The sequence below is a fragment of the Symbioplanes lichenis genome, assembly GCF_030709675.1.
In the GTDB taxonomy this organism is placed as follows: Bacteria; Actinomycetota; Actinomycetes; order Mycobacteriales; family Micromonosporaceae; genus Actinoplanes; species Actinoplanes lichenis.
The window spans coordinates 1-20,663 of sequence record NZ_JAUZQD010000012.1 but is presented as its reverse complement, the minus strand read 5'-3'; the positions used below and the strand labels follow the sequence as shown (position 1 = coordinate 20,663).

Here is a 20,663-nt window from a genome sequence, read left to right as displayed (position 1 = left end):
CGACGGTCGTGTCGCGGCCCGGGGAGACGGAAGCCGACGGCTTCGAGAGCTTCTACCTGGTGCGGGTAAGCGAGTCCGAGCAGGTGTCCGCCCTGCCCGACGGCGGCGTCGTCCTGCTCGGCCCGGTACCGCGGGGAAGCGGGCCGGAGCTCGTGGTCGCCGGGCCGGACGGCCAGGTGCGGCTGCGGCGTGACCTCCACGCGAACGGGAAGAAGGTCACGCTCACCGCGGCCAGCGAGACCACGGCCTTCTTCCAGCGTGGGGACTCGCTGTTCGCCCACGAGCTCGCCACCGGGGCCGAGCGGCGGATCCTGAAGACCAGCACCGGCGGCACGATGGCCGCGGCGGCCGACGCGATCGGCCGTCGGCCGGCCCAGGACTATGTGTTCGATCTGTGCGGCATCGAGGTCGCCAGCAGCACGGGGAACGCCTACCTGCTGGCGGCAAGCCTGCGCCGGGACGCCGACGGGTGCACGAAGATCCTGGCGCTGCGGTGGTCACCGGACGGCAGCAAGCTCGCGGTCGCGGAAGAAAATGATCGGGGCCGCCGGGTGGTCGTGCTCCGCGTGGCCGACGGACAAAAGCTGATGGAGCTGGCGCTGACCGGGACCGCAGAGGAGCTGGGGGGCGAAGTTCGATCGGATGGCCGCCGCGCTGGCGTGGCAGGACGACCGGACAGTGCGCGCGGCGCTCTATCCGGTCGGTCCCGGCTATCTGACGGTCGAGCCCTTCATCGTCGCCGTGCCTTGACGAGGTAGGTCTGGGCGACGACGACCACGGCGAGGAAGGCGCCGCTGATGACCTGCTGGTAGCTGCTCGGCAGGTTGCCGACCTGGTTGATCATGTTCTGGATGACGCCGAGGAGCAGGACGCCGGCGATGGTGCCGGCCAGCGTGCCCGCGCCGCCCGTGAGCAGCGTGCCGCCGATGACGACCGCGGCGATGGCGTCCAGCTCCATGCCCTCGCCGAGGACGGTGACGCCGGAGCCGAGCTTGGCCGCGTTGATCGCCCCGGCCAGACCCGCGAGCAGACCCGACAACACATAGACCCAGACTTTCGTACGCCTGACCGCCACGCCCATCAGCGCCGCGGCGTCCTCGCTGCCGCCCACCGCGTAGACGGCGTGCCCGAAGCGGGTCCGGCCCAGCAGCACCATGCCCAGGAGGAAGACGACGATCACCAGCCACACCGGGTAGCCGAGCCCGAGGAAGGACCCGGTGCCGAAGGAGCGGAACGCGTCGCTGCCGACCAGATAGGTGGTCGAGCCCTCGTCGCTCAGGGCGCGCATCAGGCCCCGGGCGCCGAGCAGCGCGGCGAGCGTGACGATGAAGGGCGCCATCCGGGTGTACGCGATGAGCAGTCCATTGATCACGCCGATGAGCCCGCACACCGCCAGCGGGGCGAGAAAGGCGAAGATCCAGCCCCACTGCGACGCGTACGCCGAGACGACGCCCCCGAGCACGTACAGCGACCCGACCGACAGGTCGATCCCGCCCGTGATGATCACGAAGGTCATGCCCAGCGCGATGAGGGCCGGGGGCGCCGCGGCGACCAGGATCGTGGCGGCGTTGTCGTAGCTGCGGAAGTTCGGGAACGAGGCGGCCGCCACGATGACGACGACCACGAGGACCGCGAGCGCGCCCTGCCGCTGGACCAGTCCGACGATCCGGTCGGTGCGCTCGGCCCGGCGCTCGTCCGCGGCGACGACAGCGGTGGGTGTTTTCTCCAGCGACGGTGACATGGTCATCGGGACTTCCTCTCCCGGGCGGCGTACACGGCGACGAGGATGATCACGGCCTGGACCATCTCGGTCGTGGACGGCTGCAGATTGTGCTTGATCATGGTGGCGACGACGAGCTGCATGAGCAGGGCGCCGGCGACCGTGCCCAGGACCCGGACCTTGCCGCCGGTGAGCGGGGTGCCGCCGACCACCACGGCGGTGATCGCGGAGAGCTCGATGAGCAGGCCCACCGAGGAGGCGTCGCTGGACTGGATGCGGGCCACGGCGAGCAGCCCGGCGATCGAGGCGAGCACCGCGCACAGGATGTAGACGCCGATGAGCACCCGCTGCACGGGGACGCCGGCGAGCTGGGCCGCGGGCCGGTTGCCGCCGATCGCGAGCAGCCGGCGACCGAAGACCGTGCGCCGGACGACGAAGGCCACCACGAGCACGAGGGCGGCGGCGATCCACACCAGCACCGGTACGCCCAGCAGGTCCCCGGAGCCGAGGAACACCAGGTCGTCGTTGCGGACGTCCTTGAGCTGCCCGCCCGAGATGACCAGGGCCAGACCGCGCCCGCCGACGAAGAGCGCGAGCGTCGCCACGATGGGCTGCAGCCCGACGCGCGCCACGAGCAGGCCGTTGACCAGCCCGACGGCGACGCCCGCGAGCAGCGACACTGCGATGGCGCCGACCACTCCGTACCCCAGGTAGAGGGGGATGAGCGCGGCGGCGAGGGCCATGACCGAGCCCACGGACAGGTCGATGCCCTCGGTGCCGATCACGAGCGCCATGCCGAGCGCCACGATCACGATCGGCGCGACCTGGATCAGCTGGATGCGCAGGTTGCCGAGGGTCAGGAAGTTCGGGGTGAAGGCGATGTTGTAGACGATCAGCACGAGGATCGCCGCGTAGACGCCGTACTTGGGCAGCCAGGCCTTGAGCCGGGTCAGGTCGAGGGCGGGTTTCAGGGTCTCAGTGGTCATCGTGGTCTCCGTCGGCAGCCGCGGCGATGGTCTCGAGCAGGGCCTCGGTGGTCACGTCGTCGCCGCGCAGCTCGCCGACCACGGCGCCGTCGCGCAGCACCACGACCCGGTCCGAGCCCTCGACCAGCTCCTCGGCGTCGGAGGAGACCAGGACGACGCCCAGCCCCTCGGCGGCGAGCTCGTCGATGAGCGCCTGCACCTCGGCCTTCGCGCCGACGTCGATGCCGCGGGTGGGCTCGTCGAGCAGCAGCACCTTGGGCCCGGTGGCGAGCAGGCGGGCCAGCAGCACCTTCTGCTGGTTGCCGCCGGAGAGATCGCCGACCAGCTGGTCCGGCCCGGACGCCTTGATCCGCAGCCGGGTCATGAACGTCTCGACGATCTTGTCGATCTTCCGGTCGGAGACCAGGCCGAGCCGGGAGGTGCGGGGGAGGACGGCGAGCGCGATGTTCTCCCGTACGGACAGGCCGGCCACGATGCCCTCGGCCTTGCGGTCCTCGGGCTGCGTGGCGATGCCCGCCTTCAGGGCCTTGACCGGGGTCGGCTTGCCGAGCTTGTCCCCGGCCACCGTGATGTCCCCGCTGTCCAGCGGGAACGCGCCGCCGATGGCCTTGATCGTCTCGCTGCGACCGGCGCCGAGCAGCCCGCCGAGCCCGACGACTTCGCCCGGCCGGACCTCCAGACTGACGTCATGCAGGCGGTGCCGGCTGGACAGCTTCTCGGCTCGCAGGACGGGCGCCCCGGAAGCGTTGCTCTCGCCGGTGAACCCGGTGAAGCCTTCCTTCCGGACCGCCGACATGTCGCGGCCGAGCATCAAGGACACCAGCCGCAGCCGGTCGAGGTCGGCGAGCTTGCCGGTGTGCACCAGCTTGCCGTCGCGCAGGATCGTGACGGCGTCGCAGATCCGGTAGAGCTCGTCCATGCGGTGGCTGACGTAGACGATGCCGATGCCCCGCGAGTGCAGGTCATCGATCACGCCGAAGAGGGTCTCCACCTCGCGCGGCTCGAGCGACGACGTGGGCTCGTCCATGATGACGACCCTGGCGTCGATCATGACCGCGCGGGCCAGGGCGACCATCTGCTGCGCGCCGAGGGCCAGCGTGCCCAGCGGCCGGCGCACGTCGGCCGTGACCCCGTACTGGCGCAGCACCTCGTGCGCTTCGGCGGCCATCCGCTTCCCGTCGACGAGGCCGAACCTGTTCCTGGGCTCGCGGCCCAGGAACAGGTTGTGCGCCACGCTCATCAAGGGGACGAGGTTGACCTCCTGATAGATGGTCGAGATGCCGGCCCGCTGGGCGTCCATCGGGGTGCCGAACCGGACCGGCCGGTCCTGATAGCGCACCTCGCCCTCGTCCGGGGTGTAGACGCCGGTCAGCACCTTGATCAAGGTCGACTTCCCGGCGCCGTTCTCCCCGACCAGCGCATGCACCTCGCCGGGCTGCAAGGTGAAGGAGACGCCGTCGAGCGCGCGCACCCCCGGAAACACCTTGCTCACCCCGGCAACCTCAAGTAACGCCATGGTTCCCCTTTGTGCTCAGCCCAGTGGTGCGGCGTTGTTCCAAGTGGCGTCCGCGGCGAAGCTGCTCGCCGAGTCCCACGTGTTGCCACCGCCGTTGGTGGCGATGTAGACGGCCTCGGAGTAGTGCCGCCAGAAGTAGCCGGGGTAGTTGAACGACTCCAGCGACAGGTTGCCGCTGCCGCCGTTCAGGGCCGGCTGGGCGCAGAACGTGGCGTCCTGCTGGAACGTCGTCGTCCCGTCGTTGGTGGCCTTCTGCAGCCGGTAGTTGGCGTGCCGCAGGTACTGGCCGGGGTAGTTGACCGACTCGAACGAGAAGCAGCTGTCGTTGGCGAGCCCCGCCCGTACGGTGAAGGTGGCGTCCTGCCGGTCGGTGGCCGCGCTGGCCGTGGTGATGACGTCCGTGCGGGCCAGGCCGTCCCGATGCCGCAGGTAACGGGTGTCGAAGCCGGCCGTGGTGACCCGGAAGGACCGGTTCTGGCCCACGGTCAGGTCGGCGCCGCTCTTCCACAGCGCCGGGGAGACCGCCCAGGTGGCGTCGTTGGTGAACGAGCCGCCGGTGCTCGCCTCGACCCAGACCTCCGAGTTGCGGTGCCGCAGGTAGGAGCCGGGCAGGTTGACCGACTCGAGCGAGGTGCCGCCGCCGGAGAGGCCGGGCCGGGCGCAGAAGGTCGCGTCGGCGTTGAACGTGCCGCCGGTGCTGGCCTCGCTGTAGACCCGGTTGTTGCGGTGCCGCAGGTAGCGGCCCGGGAAGTTGCGCGACTCGAAGGAGTAGCAAGAGCTGTTGCTGAGCCCCGGCCGCACCCAGAACGTCGCGTCCTGGCGAGCCGTCGTGCCGCTGATGACATCGGTACGCGCCGCGCCGTCCTGGTGCCGCAGGTAGCGGTCGGTGTAACCGGGCGTAGTCACGCGCAGGCTGGCGAGCTTGTTGACCGGGAGCGTCGTGCCGTTCGCCGCGCCCAGGATCTGCTGGTGGAGGGCGCGGACGCGGGCGAAGTCCATCTTCTGGACCTGCCGGTCGTACGTGAAGAAGCCGTTGAGCTCCTCCTCCACGTCCGTCGGCTCGGTGTAGACGGAACCCGACAGGCCGTTGCCGTTGATCAGGTCGATCAGCCGGCTCGTGATCTGGAGGTAACGGTTGGTGAGGGCCGTGCTGTCGGGCAGCCACTCGTACGCGAACTTGCCGCTGGTCGGGAACTCGTGGGAGGTGCGCAGGCCGAGACCGCCGTACTCGCCGTTGACCGCGATGCGGGTGGCCGACGGCGCGCGGGAGATGCCCGGGCCGACGTACAGGTGGTCGTCGATCACGTCGCCGTTGCCCGGGTCGGGGTCGGAGTCGCAGCAGTTGGAGCCGGAGTTGTGGTTGACCAGCCGCGTCGGGTCCCAGCTCTTGACGAGGTCGGCGATGCGGCCGGCGTCGTACTCGCCCCAGCCCTCGTTGAACGGCACCCACTGGACGATCGACGTGATGCCCTTGTGCTCGTCGATCAGCTCCTTGAGCTCCTTCTCGAAGCGGGTGCGCCCGGCCGTCGAAGGCTCCTTGCCGCTCGCCAGCGCCGGCATGTCCTGCCACACCATCAGCCCGAGCCGGTCGGCCCAGTAGAACCAGCGGTCGCTCTCGACCTTGATGTGCTTGCGGACCATGTTGAAGCCGAGCGCCTTCTGCTGCTCCAGGTCGAAGCGCAGGGCCGCGTCGGTGGGCGCCGTCGACACCCCGTCGGGCCAGTAGCCCTGGTCGAGGGTGCCGAGCTGATAGACGAACTTGCCGTTGAGCGTCGGGCGCAGGACCCCGCCGAGCACGGCCTTGCCGACCGAGCGTAGACCCGTGTAGCCGCCGACCGTGTCACCGCTGCTGAGGGTGACGCGGAGGTCGTACAGGAAGGGGTCGTCGGGGGTCCAGAGGTGCGGGTTGGTGACATTGACCCTTATCGACGAACCGACCGTGCCCGTCGCCGTGCCGACCACGGTGCCGTTGGTGAGCACCTGCGCGGTGACCGACTGGCCCGAGGCGTTGGCGGCCTGCACGACCAGGTCGAGCCCGGTGGTGTTCGGGGTCGTGTCGAGGCGGGTGATCCGGGCGGCGTTGGTCGGCTCGAGCCAGACGGTCTGCCAGATGCCCGAGTACGGGGTGTACCAGATGCCGCCCCGGTTGATGCGCTGCTTCCCGACCGGGATGTCCTGCGAGTCGGTCGGGTCCCAGACGCCCACGATGATCTCGTTGCTGCCGGCGCGGAGGGCGCTGGTGATGTCGTACGAGAACTTGTCGTAACCGCCCTCGTGGGTGCCGAGCAGCGTGCCGTTGACCCACACCTTCGACTGCCAGTCGACGGCGCCGAAGTTGAGCTGCACGTTGCGGCCCGACCAGCCGGCGGGAACTGTGAAGGTGCGCCGGTAGTAGGAGTAGTCCTGGCGGCGCATGATCCCGGAGAGCGCGCTCTCGATCGGGTACGGGACCAGGATCTCCTCGCCGAGCGTCTGCCCGGTGGGCGGAGTGTTGATGTTGCTCGCGCCGGCGAACTGCCAGATGCCGTTGAGGCTCTGCCAGTCGGGCCGGGTGAGCTGGGGCCGGGGATATTCGGGGAGCGGGTTGGTCGTGGACACCTGGCTGGTCCACGGGGTGGTGAGCGGCGGCGTCTTGGGGACGAACGCCGCGGCCGGCGCGGTGGTGGCGATGAGTGCGCCGGCCGTGGCGGTCAGGGCGGCCGCGGCTCCGGCGAGCAGCCGGTGCCAGGGCCTCTGTCGGTGTCCGGTCACGTGCCTCTCCTTCTGGGGGGTCAGGAGTAGCGGGGGATTGAACACATAGTTACGCGTCCGAACACCGACAATCAATAGACGAACATCTATTGTTAGTAGGCGGAGTTGATGTCGGTCTTGGCGGTCGACTCGTCGTACTCGCGGTCGCTGATGATGATGTCCTCGGGGATCGGCTCACCGTTGAAGAACTTGGTGGCGGTCTCGAAGGCCAGCGGCCCGAAGCGCGGGTTGCTCTCGATCACCGAGTAGATCCAGCCGTCGACGATGCCCTGCACGGCGCCCTTCGTCCCGTCGATGGACACGATCTTGACGTCGCCCTTCTGCTTGCCGGCGCCCTTGAGGGCGACCTCGGCGCCGAGGGCCATCTCATCGTTCTCCGCGTAGATGCCGTTGATGTCCGAGTTGGACTGCAGCAGCTGCTCGGTGACCTTCTGACCCTCCTCGCGGGAGAACTGCCCGGTCTGCTCGAACGTGATCTTGACGTCCGGCGCGACCTTGGCGATCTGGTCCTTGAAGCCCTTGGTCCGCAGCGTGGTGACGTTGTTGCCGGGCGCGCCGAGCAGGATCGCCACCGAGCCCTTGTTGCCCAGGGCCGCGGCCATCTTGTCGGCGGCGCGCTTGCCCTGCTCCTCGAAGTCCGACCCGATGAAGGTCAGGTAGTCGGTGCAGGACTCGGCGTTGATCTTCCGGTCGATGGTGATGATCGGGATCTTCTTGGCCGATGCCTTGGCGAAGACCGAGTCCCAGCCGTCGGAGTTGAGCGGGGCGATGACCAGCAGCTGGACGCCCGAGTCGATCATCTGCTCGACGTCGCTGATCTGCTTGTTGAACTGCGAGTTGGCGTTCGTGGTCTGCAGGTTGGCGGCCGGGATGCCCAGCTTCGCCGCCTCGTCCTTGATGGACTGGGTCTCGGCGATGCGGAACGGGTTGGCCTCCTTCTCCGACTGGGAGAAGCCGATCTTCGCGGTCTTGAGGTCGATCTTCTGCCCGCCGAACTGCTCGAGCGTGCAGCTCTTGGCGCCGGGCGCCGCCGACTGGACGACCTGCGCGCCGGCGGACGGGTCGGCCGGGGCGGCGGTGCCGCTGCCCGGCTCGTCCTCGCTCTTGGCGCAGGCACTGATCAACAACAACGTGGCACCGAAGGCGACGGCGACCGGCTTGAAGCGGCCGGAGAGGACACTCATGGCGGGGCTCCTCAAAGGATGATCTTGGTATCGACCTGAAACGATCCCGTAACACATTCACGCACTCTCGAACTTTTTCTGTCAAGGGTCCGCGCGCAAGGCACCACAAACGAACGCCCCGCTGTTGCAGCGGGGCGTTCGGGCGTCTTATATGCGCTGGTGAGAGCGTTGTCGAGAGGTGCGGACCTTAATTCAGGTCGCGAATCAATTCTTGTTATCGCTCACAATGCGACAAAGGCTCGCGTCGATACGTGTGCGGTTCGGCGTCAGGCGGCGGCCGGGGCGAACGCCGCCGACTGGAACAGCAGCGCGAGCGCCCGGTGCTCCTCGGCCGGGTCAGGGGCGGGCAACAGCGCCCCGGCGGCCCGGGCGCGGGCCAGCAGCTCCGGCTCCGGCGCGAAGCCGTGCGTGACCAGGTAGTAGTGCACCGACTCGGGCCACACCCAGCTGCCGTCCGTCCGGTAGCTCATCGGCACGACCTCGCCCCGGGCCGGGTCCACCTCGTCGCGGAGCCGGGCGGTGGTTGCCAGCACGGGCGCCCCCGCGTCCAGATAGCGGGCGACATGGACCAGGTCGTCGCCGGTCAGCCGCTCGTGCCCGGGCTCGAAACGGGCGCCGGCCTCGTCCACGACGTCGAAGACCCGGGCGATGCGGGGCGGCGGCGGGGTGCCCTCGACCCAGAGCAGGGCGCCGCTGTTGCGGGCCTGCCGGGCGTACGGGGGCAGCTCCTCGCCGGAGCGGTAGACCTCGACCTGCGGCCACTGCACCCCGGCCGCCTCCAGCTCGCGCATCATCGTGGCGGTGGTCCCCGCCTGCGGCCCGTTGGCCTCCAGCACGTAGACGCGGGTGGGCGGGATCGTCGCCGCGGCCCACTGCGGGGCGAGGCGCCAGGCCCGCCACAGGGCCACCGCGTCGGGCAGCTCGGCCACCGCGCGTACGGCCGCCTTGTCGGCGTCGTCGCCCAGCTCGCGTCCCACCAGGTCGAGCAGTGGAGGCACGTTGCGGCCGAAGGTACGCTCGTCCGGCAGGGCCGGCACGAAGGTGAAGGCGATCTCCAGCAGCGAGCCGGGCTCCGGGACGCTCGCCGTGCCGGACTCGGCCAGCGTCAGGCGGGCCGCCGCCAGCGCCGCGTCCGGCAGCCGGCCGCCGAGGGTGAGCAGGGTGGAGTGCAGGGCGGACACGTCGCTCATAGCCCAGCATTCGACCATAACGGCGCTGGCGGCGGACCGGCGCCGGGGCGGAGATGCCCGTTCTTACCCGTCCAGCGGGAACAGCGTGGCCAGGGCCCGATGGAGAGCCGCCGCATCCGGCTCGAGCGGCGGCTTGTCGCGGAAGTGGGCGAGCAGCTCGGGGTCCGGCGCCAGCCCGTGTTCGCGCAGGTAGTAGACGGCGGTGTCGGTCCAGATCCAGGCGCCGTCCGTACGGTAGGAGAGCGGCACCGCCGCGCCCCGCCCCGGCGCCACGACATCGTCCGCGCGTTCCGTGGTGGTCAGCAGCGGGCGACCACCCTCCAGCCGGGCCAGCACCAGATCCCGCTCCGCGCCGGCGAGCACGGGGTGGCCGGGGGCGAACCAGGGGCCGGTGACCGGGTCGGCGCCGTCGAAGACCCGGGCGACGACGATGGGCTCCGGCCGTTCCGCCGTCCAGAGCAGCGCGGCGGCCTCACGGGCCTGGTCCTGATAGCTGGGCAGCTCGTCGCCGGGGGCGTACGTCTCGACCAGCGGGTGCGGCAGGCCGGCGGCCGTCAGCTCCTCCTGCAGGGCACCGGTCAGCGTGGGCAGCTCGGCCGCCGGGCGGGCGGCTTCGAGGAGGAAGACGCGCATCGGCTCGGGCCCGGAGCGCCAGGCCCGCCACAGCGCGCGGGCGCCGGGCAGCCGGCCCGCCGCCGCGATCGCGGTCCGGTCGACGGCATCGGTCAGGCCGGCGGCGGTCGCCGCGGAGGCGGTCGTGAGGTCCAGCACCGGCGGCAGGTCCGGGCGGTCGTCCACGACGGGCCGGAACCATACGGAGGGTACGGGCCACGCGCCCGGCTGGGTGTCGGACAGCGGCTCGACCGAGTCCGGTTCCGCGGCGCCGAGCAGGGCGAACTCCTCTTCGGAGGGTGGCAGCCCGGCGGCGGCCATGATGTCGCCCAGGGCCAGCGCCGTCTCGGCCGTCCGGTCCCGCGCCAGCGCCCGGCGGGCGGCCACCAGCCGGTCGGCCGGGGCGTGCCCGGCGATCTTCAGCAGCAGGCGGTGGAACTCGGCCCCGTAGGCGACCATGACTCCCTTTCCCGAAGCGGTCATGCCGTCAGGACGGCGTCGTGAGGGCGCTGACCCTCGTCGTGGCGGCGCCAGGATCCGAGGCGGGCGCCGGGGCCGGCACTCAGCAGGCGCCCGGCCGGGGACATCCATGCGATCCGGACCGCGCCGATGCCGGGCTGCCCGGCGAGCCGGTCGGCATAGTCGCCGCCGACGCCGACCAGCACGATCTCCTTGCCGTACGAGCGCGGGTCGGCGTTGATCCGCTCGACGAGCCGCTCCGGGCTGTCCGGCCGGCCCCCGACGAAGACGGCGTACTCGCCGGGGCGCGGTTGGTGTTTCCGGGCCATGTCCCACCCGGGCCCGTCGCCGTCGTCGAGCAGCGCCAGGCCGCCCGGGATCTCCACGGCCGCGGGCGCGTGACGGGCGACGGCGAGCCGGGGCCGGCCCTGCGGGTCGTAGCTGACCACCGCGGTCGCCGGGCGGCTCGTCGTGGCAGTGGCGTGAACCGTCGCCGGCAGCGCGGGCGCCGGGGAGATGGGCGCCAGTGTGAACCGGGTCGGACCGGCCGCCGACAGCGCGGCGTTGCGGGCGGCCTGTCTCTCGATCGCGGTCAGCCCGGCCTCGGCCTCGGCGATCCGCGCCCGGGCGGCCCGGTGGGCGTCGACCGCGGCCGCCTCGAGCTCGGCCGCGGCTTTGATGAGGTCGCCGGTCCTGGTGCGCTGGGCGACGGCCAGCGCGGTGAAGTGGGGCTCGACCCGGCCCAGCACGGCGGCCATCCGCTCGTGCATGTCGGCGTTGTCGTTGGTGGCCCCGAAGACGTCGCGGAAGGCCGTGGCGATCAGGCGGTCCCGATCGTCGCCGGGCGGCAGCGTCGCGGCGTCCCGGGCCGCCCGTACGGCGTCGCGGCTGGTGACGTCGATGCCCTGACCGAGCTGCCAGTAGCGGTCGAGCCGGGCGTACAGGGCGGCGGCCACTCCCCGCAGCTCGGCCGTGCCCTCGGCGGACTCCTGGGCGGCCGCCGCGGCCTGCCACAGGGGCTTGATCCGCTCGTGCTCGTCCTCGGCGGCCCGGATCGCCGCGCGGACGGCTGCCGCGGTCTCGGCGATCTGCGCCCGGGCCTGGTCGGGCAGGTCGGCCAGGGCGATCCGCAGCCGGCGCCGGGCGCGATTCAGATCGTCCTCGACCTCGCTGTCCAGGTCGTCGGCTGTGCCGTACAGCGTGCCGGCCCGCTCGCCCGGGCTGTCGTCGCCGGTGGCCAGGCTGTGCAGGTCCGCCAGCTCCGCGTGCCAGAAGTCGTGGATCTCCTGGATCGGTCGGTCCAGCGCCTCGATCGTCCGGAGCGCCGGCGCCGGGTCGGCCGGGCCGTCGAGCGGCGTGGCCGGGCCGAAGTAGACCGGGCCCGGGTGCACGGTCAGCTGTTCCGGGTGATCGGGGTCGGCCCGGAACTCGTAGAACCGGTTCTCCGGCGGCAGCTCGCCCCCGGGCCGGCGCGGGTCGGCCACGACGACGAACCCCGACTCGGAGTACCACCCGATGCCCCCGGGCGCGAAGATCCGGGTGCCGGGCAGCTCGCGGGCCAGCCGGGCGGCGAAGCCGTTCTCCCGGTCCTCGCCGGTGTGACAGGCGACGAGCAGGATCGGCCGCCCGCGCCACTCCGGGTCGGCGCGGATCTGCGCAGCCACCTCGGCCGGGGACAGTGAGACGTCGAAGGAGGACATCGCGTCCCGGCTGCCGTGGCCGACGACGTAGTAGCGGTCGGGCACCTGGCTCGGGGAGTCGCCGAGCGAGCGCGGGCCGAGGTTGCGGCCTGGGAAGATCAGGCCGCCGCCCGGCAGGTGCATCGGCGCCGGCGCCGAGTGCGCGACGACCTGCGCCGGGTTGCCCAGGTCCACATCGGAGTCGAGCACGATCAGCTGCCGGGCGCGGGTGCCGACCGGGCGGATGTCCTCGGTGCCGCCGCCGGGACGGTGCACGCGCAGGGCCGTACCGGTGGCATCGGCGATCCGCCGGAGAGCGGCCGTCCCGGTCTCACCGCCGGTGATGTCGCGGATCTGGGCGGGCGTGGTACCGGCGATCCGCCCGGCCACGGCTTCGTCCAGGGTGAGGACCGGGGGCGCGGGGGTGATGGGTGGCAGGGTGACCCCGGCCGGGGTCGCGGATTCGAGGCGGCCGACGACGTCGTCGAGCAGGGCTTCGAGCGTCGTGAGCCGGGCGCCGGCCTCGGCGAGGCGGTCCCGGGCGGTCGTGAGCGCGGCGACCGCGGCTGGTTCCGCCTGTTTCGCCCCCTCGAGCAGCTGCCCGGCCTCCTGCTCCTGCTCGGCCACCGACCGGAGGAAATCGCGCGGGTACTGGTTGAGTTCCACCGCCATCCGGTTGTCGAGCAGATAGGCCTCGTTCGCCGTACTGATGGCCTGTCGCAGGGACGTCGACAGCAGGTGGCTGCGGCTGTCGCCGGGCGGCATCGCGGCGGTCAGCGGGACGAGGTTCGCGATCTGCGCGGACAGCGGGGAGATCGCCTTCAGCCCCTGCCACGCGGGCTCCAGGGCGGTGTGCAGGTCGGCGGCCTGCGTCCGCATCTCGCGCGTGATGTCGGCGGAGTCCCGGGCCTCGTCGGCGGCCCGCCACAGCGCACGCATCGTCTTCCGGGCGGCGCGGGCGGCGTCGAAGGACTCCTTCACTGCTGCCTGGTGCTCGCGCAGCTGGTCGCGTACGCCATCGGTCAGGGCCGGGTGGTCGATGAGCTCGTCGATCGCGTCCCGCGCGTCGGACTGCCGTTCCTCGATCGGATCGAGGCCGTCATCGACCTGCTCCTCCAGCCGGTTCGCGGTCTCCTTGAGCCGGTCGGCCGCGTCGCGGTGACCGTCGTCCCCGGTGGCGACGCGGTGCAGGTCGCTCATCGTCCCGGCGCGCCGGTCGTGCAGACGCTGCACCTGCTGTCCCAGGCTCTGCACCGTCGAGACCAGCGGGGCGTGATCGGCCGGCGCGTCGAGCGGGGTGACCCCGTCGAAGTAGAACGGGCCGGGCACGACGGCCCGCAGCTCCGGGTCGTGCGGGGCGACGAAGAACTCGTAGTAGCGGACGTCGTCGGAGGTCGGCTCCGCGTGGTCCGGGGTGCTCGTGACGGTGACGAAGCCCGGCTTGCCGGTCCAGGCGAGCCCGGCCGGGGCGAGAACGCGGGTGCCGGGCAGCTCGCGGGCCAGCTGGGCGGCGAACCCGTTCTCCTTGTCGACGCCGGTGTCGCAGGCGATGAGCACGATCGGCCGGCTGCCCCACTCCGGGTCGGCCCGGATGATCGCCGCCAGTTCGGCCGGGGTGACCGGGGTGCTGTCCGAGAAGATGACGTTCCGGTTGCCGTGGGCCTCGACCACGTACCGGTCCGTCGTGACCGGCGGGTGCTGCGGCGGGCCCAGGATGCCGCGGCCCGGGAAGATCAGGCCGCCGCCCGGGACATGTGCCGGGGCCGGGGCCGCCGCTGGTGCGCCGGTCGGGGCGGGCGGGTGCGGCTCGTCGTGGGCGAGCAGCGTGACGGGCGCCGGGGGCAGGCCGGCTTCGTACGAGATCTCGCCGGTCGGGCTCACGCCGCGGGTCAGGTTCAGCGTGCCGCGCGGCCGCCCGCCGGTCGCCCGGAACTGCTCCGAGGTGCCGTCCGGGTTGTGGACGACCAAGTGGACCTTCGCCGCGTCGGCCGCCGCCTGCAGCCGGGCGTCCCGGTCACCCGGCGGTGTCCGGTACGGCGCCGCGGCGGCGAGCTGGTCGGCGGTGACTCCGTCCGCGGGCGGCAGCGCCCCGGCGATCGACTCGTAGAGCGAGCGGGGCGCGGGCGCGGTGCCGGCCGGGACGCCCTGATGACGGGCGGCGAAGTCGTCCAGGCGCCGATGGTGATCGGCGAGCTGGGTCCACCACGCCTGGCCGGCCTCGTCACGGGCCCGGTGCAGCGCGGGGAGCGAGTCCTCGACGGCCCGGCGCGCGTCGCTGTCCTGCGGCAGCGTCAAGCCCTGGATCCGGGCGTCCTCCAGCGCCTCGTTGGCGGTGACGAACCGGGCGGCGGCCGCGGCCAGATCCGTCTCGTGCCGGGCGACCGTCTGGAAGTCGCGGTGCTGGTCGGTGCCGTCGGTCAGCCCGAGCGCGGTCTCCGCGTCGCTGAGCGCCATCCGCAGCTGCACCGGGATCAGCGAGTCGCTCGGACCGCTGGAGTACGTCGACGTGGTCGCCGCGCCCCCGGCCAGGGTGACCGAGACCGACGAGCGCGCCTGGTACTCCAGCAGCGCCGACCGGTCCTCCGGCTTGACCACCCCCGCGGCCGACGAGCCGATCTCGGCGCCCTCGGCCTGGCTGATGATGTCGTTGCTCAGCGCGCCCGGGTTGGAGCCCTCGGTCGGGTCGAGCAGGTCCCCGGTGCCGGCCTGCGTCACCGACAGCCCGGGACCGCGCAGCGCCCGGCTCGTGTCCTGATGCGACGATCCGGCCTCGGAGGACGTCAGGCCGGCGTGCTCGCGATAGACGCCGGAGCTGACCCCGCTCAGCGTGGCGGACTCCGGGGTCAGCTTGACGGTGATCGACGCGCGGCGGCCGAGGATGCGGTCGCTGACCGCCGGGGGCAGCGTGAAGCCGGCGTCGGAGAACAGCTCGTGGACGGCCGGCAGCAGTAGCTCCGGCGTGAGCCGCTGACGGATCTGGTGCGCCTCGGGGAAGCCGCCCTCACCGGCGTACCGCGCGGTGCCGCCGGTCGTGCGCTGCCACAGCTGCCGGGCCGCGTCGGCGAGCTGCTGGGCGACCTGGACCCGGATCACGTCCAGCCGGGCGATGTTCTCGGGGGTGTAGAGCTGGGGGAGGGGCAGGCCGTTCGCCTCGGTCCAGCCCGGGGGGACGGTTCCCGGGATCTCGTACGTCGCCGGCGGGGCAGGTGCTTCCGGCTGCTGCGGCGCGGCGCGCAGGTCGTCGGCCCAGCGTTCCTGCTCGACGCTGTCCCGGGCGACCTCGATGGTGTCCTGCAGCTTGCCGTCCCGATAGACCTTCAGCGAGAACTTCATCGGGAAGCGCATCCGCGCCTTGACGCCGCGGGCGGAGCTGATCGCGACCCGGCTGGTGCTCGAGGTGTCGCTGTCGGTCTGCGCGCTCTGCGTACCCGCGCCCACCCGGTCGCCCGGGCCGGCGGCGACATTGGTCGAGTTGGCGAGCCCGGCGACGCCCGCCGAGGCCACGACCGCGTCGCCGTGCGCGGTCCGGTGCGTACGGGAGGTGTCGTTCCGCAGGGTCGCCTTGACGTCGATGTCGCCGTGGTCGGCCACGAAGCCGAGGAACTCCGGGTCGCCGTCCTCCTCGGCGACGAGCACGGCCTCGTACGGGGAACGGCTGAAGAGGTTGGGCCGGGTGATCAGGGCCGCCGCGCCGCCGTCGGTCAGTGCCGAGAAGTGCTGGGCGACGCCCTGGTCGGTGGCCAGGTGGCGCAGCTGCCGGCCGTTGAGGATCGGGTTGCGCAGCCCGGTCGCGTCCAGCCCGGCCTCGGCCGCCTCCAGCGCGGTCACCGGCCGCCCGATGCGCAGCAGGTCACGCATCCGGCCGAGGAACCCGTGCGCGGCCGCCCGCCGCTCGTCCCGGTGCCGCTGGATCGCCTCGCGCAGTGCCGTGTCCAGCCGGTCGTTGAGCCCCGGCGCCGCCGTGAGGTTGTAGAGGCCGAGCCCGACGCTGTGCCCCGGCGGCAGCCGCAGGTCGGGCCGGGCGCCGCTGGGCTGCCACCCGTCCCCGATCGCGCCGTTGTCCCCGCGCAACGGCTGGAAGAGGTTGAGCCGCGTCGCCGCGGCCGGCGTCACGGCGACCACGAGACCGTCGTCGATCGTGCCGTTGCGCTGGATCGACCGGTGCCGGAAGCGCCAGCTGCCCCAGCGCAGCGGGATCGGGGCGGTGCGGCCCAGCGTGCGGCGGACGTCGGCGCCGAGCGAGGCGTTGAGGTTGAACTTCACGGCCACCGACCGGGCGCGGCCCTTGCGGTTGACCATGTTGCGCTCGATGGCCCCGGCGACCGTCTCGCCGTCGCGGCGGGTGGAGGCGTGCAGGAGGCGTTCGTACGCGGCGCCCGCGCTGGCCGCCACCCGGCTGGGCTGGCCCTCCTGCCTGTTCTGCCGGACCAGGCCGTTGACGAACGCGCGCGCGGCGACCTGCCAGTGCTTGGTGCGCGAGCTGCCCACCTCGACCTCGCCCCCGGAGGTACGCTCCGCGACGCCGGTGGTGTAGCCGGGCAGCAGCGCCGGATCGGTGAGCGCCAGCGCGAGCGCCATGTCGACGCGGACGCCGTCGGAGTCGTCGGTTAGGTTGTCGATGTGCCCGAGATCAGCCAGCGCGCCGGAGACCATGCCGATCTGCTGACCCGCGGTGAGCCTGTTCAACAGGTCGGCGGCGGCGGGCATGCCGGGCCGCAGACCGGCCGTGCCCCGCTCCCCGCGCAGCCGGGTGCGCGACTCGCGGACCGGGTTGCCCTCGGCGTCGGTGCGGGTCTGCAGGTCGGTCAGCGCGTTCTGGGCGAGCTGGAGGACGCCCTCGCTGCCCGGCATCGCCAGCACCGAGATGATGTCGGCGGGCTTGAGGGCGACCGTCGGCCGGCCCTGACCGTCGACCCACTGGCGGAGGCCGCCGGCGTCGAGCTGGGTCTGGCGCTGGGAGGGGAGGGCGCCGTCGGCGGGGTGCAGCCGCGGGCGCAGCGGAGGCGCCGGAGTGTCGGTGGCGGCGCCCTTGTCGACGTGCCACACCAGCTTGCGGACCCGCTGCAGCCGGGATGCATCCGGTGGCGTCACATTCAGGGGGCGGAGGCGGCGGCCGAACTTGAGACGGGCGGTGGGGTCGAAGCCGAAGCGGCGCTTCCAGGCGTACACGTCGACGGTGATCCGCTGGTCGCCGGTGAACGTCTCCGAGTGCTGGGTGCCGCCCTGGAGGTGCATCTCCTGGCCGGCGAGCTTCGTGGTGCCCCGGCGGCCGTACTGTCCGGAGTACTCGATCGCGCCGCCGGGCACGACGATGCCGGTGACCTCGCCCACCTTGACGAGCCGGCCGCCGCCCTCGACGCCGAGACCCCAGCGGCCCATGATGCCGGTGGACTGCTTGAACGTACGCCGGCCGGCCGTCGCCGCCCGGACGCCGACGTTCTGCGTGATGCCCTGGTGGGCCGGGGCGCCCTGCTGACTGCTGCGCGCGACCAGCACGACGGTGTCGGTGCCGTGCGGCCGGGTCCGCGTGAGGATCGCGGGCACGCCGGTGGTGGCGAGCCCGGCCGGATCGGACCGGAAGCGCAGCGGCGACAGGACGTTGTCGAGCTCGAGCTGGTTGTTGTTGCGCTCGCTCGCCGACCGGCGCCGGAACATCCGCCCCCGCTTCGACGGCTTGTCATAGCGGGGGAGAAACTGCGGAGCCGCCTGCCGGAGCAGATCGGTGACCTCTTGCCGGAGGTCGGCGTACCCGGTCGTGCCCGAGACCGCCGAGCGCCCGCCGTAGGACAGGTACGAGGGGGCGTGCTTCGAGCCTTCCGGTGCCGCCGCCGGGGCCGCACTGTAGAGCTGCCGCACCTTGTCCGTGGGCATCCGGCCGGAGACGACGAGCTCGATCGACGTGTCCGGCGGCGGGCGGTCGCCGGCGAGGGGCAGGGCGTTGAGCGTCGACGAGACACCGAGCCGGATGCGGGCCTCCACCGCCACGTTCGGCACGTCCTTGAACTCGGTGCCGGACCGCACCTGACCCGCCGACCCCGACTCGGCGCTCTGCGTCTTGCTCACCCCGCCGATGACCCGCAGCTGCACGTAGCCGACGGACAGGCCGCCCCGGACCGGGATGACGTTGACTGTGAAGCCGGCCGGGCTGGTCTGCGACCGCGCCGCGCTCTCGGTCACGCCGGTCTGCATCCGGAACGTCGACTTGCCGATGTCCGAGTGCCCGTCGACCCCGGTCAACGTGCCGCCGAGCTCCAGGAACAGGGCGGCCAGGCCGTGCTTGCTGTTGATCTGCTCCGGGTGGGCCGGGTTCTCCAGCGCGCCGATCACGGTGGCGACCAGCGACTTGTCCGAGAAGATCCCGCGGAACCGGCCGGCGCCGTTGCTGCCCGGGTCGGTGGTGCCGGTCGGCGCGAACCGGTTGAGGAGGGTTTCGCGTACGCCGTTGAGGGTCTGCGGCCCGTCGTTGCCCATCCGCGCCTCGAGGATGTGCTCCGGCGTGAAGTTCTCGACGAACAGCGAGGTCTGCTCGGTCAGCGTGATGGTCGGCGCCCCCTGCTCGCCCGGCTCGTCCCGCGGCTGGGCCCCGGCGATGTCGTCCACGGCCCGGAAACGGGTGTTGGTCGTCGCCGGGGTGCCTTCCGTCCAGGCGGGACCCGGGTTCGACAGGTCGGGCACGGGACCGCGGGCCTTCGAGACGACGATGCGGAACGAGGTGGGGGCGCTGACGACCTGCGAGCCGCCGCCGCTGCGTACGGTGGAGGAGTTGAGCAGTTTGGTCGACCGGCTGTGCTCGTCGACCGTCTCGGCCAGCTGGACGTCCGCGCTGACGCCACCGCCGATCCCGCCCAGCCGGGGCACCAGGACGCCGCCGCCGATCGTCTGCGCCTGACCGGCCGTCGTCTTCTCCTTGGCCTGGGTGACGCCGTCGGTCTTGGTGTCGTACTTCGGCTTGTGCGAGCTGGGCAGCACGGTCGCCGTGGCGGCGTCCCACTCGGGCACGACGGTCACGCGGTAGTGGCGCCCGAAGCGGCCGGCGCGGACGTCGAAGCTGCGGCCGCCGGAGTCGAAGAAGGACTGCGGCTCGTCGCTGAGGGCGCGGGTGATCTCGCTGACGTCGATCGCGCCGGGGCCGCGGCCGTGGGTGGCCCGGGCGTGCCGGTCGACCGCGGCGACGGTGTTGGCGCGGACGTCGCGGATCAGGGTGTCGGGGTCGTCGAAGGGGTCGAGATCGATGTCGCGGAGGAGTTCGGGGCGGCGGGAGTAGAGGCCGGGGAGGTTGTTCGCCGGTGGTGGCGGCTCTTCATCGCGGACTTGTTCGGACTCCTCCTCCTCGTTGATCGTGTCTTCTTCTTCCTCCTCCTCGTGGATCGTCGGGAGGCGGTCTTCGGGGGGCTGGGGGGCCGGCTCGGCTGTGTCGCCCTCCGTGGTCAGGGCTGTGCCGATCTCTTCGGCGACGTCGCCGTCGGTGGTGAGCGCTGTGCCGATGGGCAGGGACATGTCGTCGAGCTCGTAGTCGGGTTCCACGCGGGGTGCGCGGGACGGCGACTGCATACTGCTCGTGGTCTCGGTGGCGGGTGTGCTTTTCGGGGCGGGTGCGCTTTTCGGGGCGGGGTCGCGTACGGGGCCTGCGGTTTGTGCGACGTCCTGCATCAGGCGGAGGTCCGCGTCGGTGAGGTAGTCCGTCGGCCGGTTCTGTTGCCGGAACTCGTCGGCCTCGCTGCGGGAGACGGGCAGCTTGCGGACGTCCTGGCCCATGACACCGGGGCGGATCTCGGTGCGCAGGAGGCGTTCGTCGGACTTGTAACCCTCGTTGTCGCCGAGGTAGTGCATGAGCTCGTGGACCGCGACGGCGACGCTGTCGTTGGTGTTCCACTGGTGCTGGTGGGTGTCCGCGGTGGGGTCGGTGACGAGCTCGATCGGGGGGTTGCGGCGGGGGTCGTCCTGCCAGTCGTTGAGCATGCCGTCGCGCCAGGCGAGGGTGTTGAAGGTGACGTTGACGTGGAGTTGGCGGCCGTCGGGGAAGGTGTGGCGGCCGTTGACCATTTCGTTGACGGTGTTCTGGACTGCTCGTGCGTAGTCGAGGCGTTGCTGCGGTGTGACGGCGTCGTTTTTCGAGACCAGGTCGAGGTTGAGGTCGTACGCGCGGACGGGTGTGCCGTCGGGGGCGGTGAACTCGCGTACCCGGAAGTTGATGGTCGTGTTCTCGCCGGCCATCTGGTGGGTGCCGGCGACGAAGGGCTGTTTCGAGGGGACGTAGCGCTCGGTGCGGAGCTGGTAGGGCGGGGCGTCGTCGTAGGCCTGTTGCCATTCGGCGGGCATGGCCCGGGTGTCGGTGGCCGGCGTTCCGACCGCGGGTGTGACGGTGTCTACGCGCGGCGGGGAGGACGACGGGTTTTGCGGCGCCTGGGGGAAGGGATTGGCGTGCAGGGCGGCGTTGGTGCTGGCTGCCATGTCGAAGAGGGTGGTGCCGGGGTCGCCGTACAGCTTCTCCATGCGGGCGCGCATCTTGCCGGCGTCGGCGGGGGTGAGGCGGCGCGGATTGAAGGCGACGTTGGCCAGGCCATCA

General features: G+C 72.1%; 9 protein-coding genes. 1 reads left to right on the top strand and 8 read right to left on the bottom strand.

Annotated elements, in window-relative coordinates; genetic code table 11:
• The first annotated feature begins 8 nt into the window (after positions 1 to 8).
• Positions 9 to 758 (top strand): hypothetical protein, encoded by a 750-nt coding sequence (locus RAN62_RS27115; RefSeq protein WP_305787606.1) that lies wholly within the window; start codon positions 9 to 11, stop codon positions 756 to 758.
• Here the strand turns inward: RAN62_RS27115 and RAN62_RS27110 are convergent.
• From RAN62_RS27110 to RAN62_RS27075, 8 genes are all read right to left on the bottom strand, one after another.
• A complete protein-coding gene (locus RAN62_RS27110) occupies positions 731 to 1,747 on the bottom strand; it encodes an ABC transporter permease (protein WP_305787605.1) in 1,017 nt (338 codons plus the stop codon). The genes RAN62_RS27115 and RAN62_RS27110 overlap by 28 nt on opposite strands.
• Positions 1,744 to 2,706, bottom strand: a complete 963-nt coding sequence (locus RAN62_RS27105; RefSeq protein WP_305787604.1) for an ABC transporter permease — start codon at positions 2,704 to 2,706, stop codon at positions 1,744 to 1,746. The genes RAN62_RS27110 and RAN62_RS27105 overlap by 4 nt, the downstream gene beginning before the upstream one ends.
• Positions 2,696 to 4,198 carry a sugar ABC transporter ATP-binding protein gene (locus RAN62_RS27100; protein ID WP_305787603.1) on the bottom strand — a complete coding sequence of 501 codons (1,503 nt, stop codon included), beginning with the start codon at positions 4,196 to 4,198 and terminating at the stop codon, positions 2,696 to 2,698. Before RAN62_RS27100 ends, RAN62_RS27105 begins: the two co-directional genes overlap by 11 nt.
• A gap of 39 nt (positions 4,199 to 4,237) precedes the next feature.
• Positions 4,238 to 6,973, bottom strand: a complete 2,736-nt coding sequence (locus tag RAN62_RS27095) for an AbfB domain-containing protein (protein WP_305787602.1) — start codon at positions 6,971 to 6,973, stop codon at positions 4,238 to 4,240.
• 92 nt (positions 6,974 to 7,065) lie between these two features.
• Positions 7,066 to 8,157, bottom strand: coding sequence for an ABC transporter substrate-binding protein (locus tag RAN62_RS27090; protein WP_305787601.1), 1,092 nt, complete (start codon positions 8,155 to 8,157; stop codon positions 7,066 to 7,068).
• 266 nt (positions 8,158 to 8,423) lie between these two features.
• Positions 8,424 to 9,347 carry a hypothetical protein gene (locus tag RAN62_RS27085; protein ID WP_305787600.1) on the bottom strand — a complete coding sequence of 308 codons (924 nt, stop codon included), beginning with the start codon at positions 9,345 to 9,347 and terminating at the stop codon, positions 8,424 to 8,426.
• Positions 9,348 to 9,410: 63 nt separating this feature from the next.
• Positions 9,411 to 10,418 (bottom strand): hypothetical protein, encoded by a 1,008-nt coding sequence (locus tag RAN62_RS27080; protein WP_438874564.1) that lies wholly within the window; start codon positions 10,416 to 10,418, stop codon positions 9,411 to 9,413.
• A 20-nt stretch (positions 10,419 to 10,438) separates the two neighbouring features.
• Positions 10,439 to 20,590, bottom strand: coding sequence for a DUF8616 domain-containing protein (locus RAN62_RS27075; protein ID WP_305787598.1), 10,152 nt, complete (start codon positions 20,588 to 20,590; stop codon positions 10,439 to 10,441).
• Positions 20,591 to 20,663 lie beyond the last annotated feature (73 nt).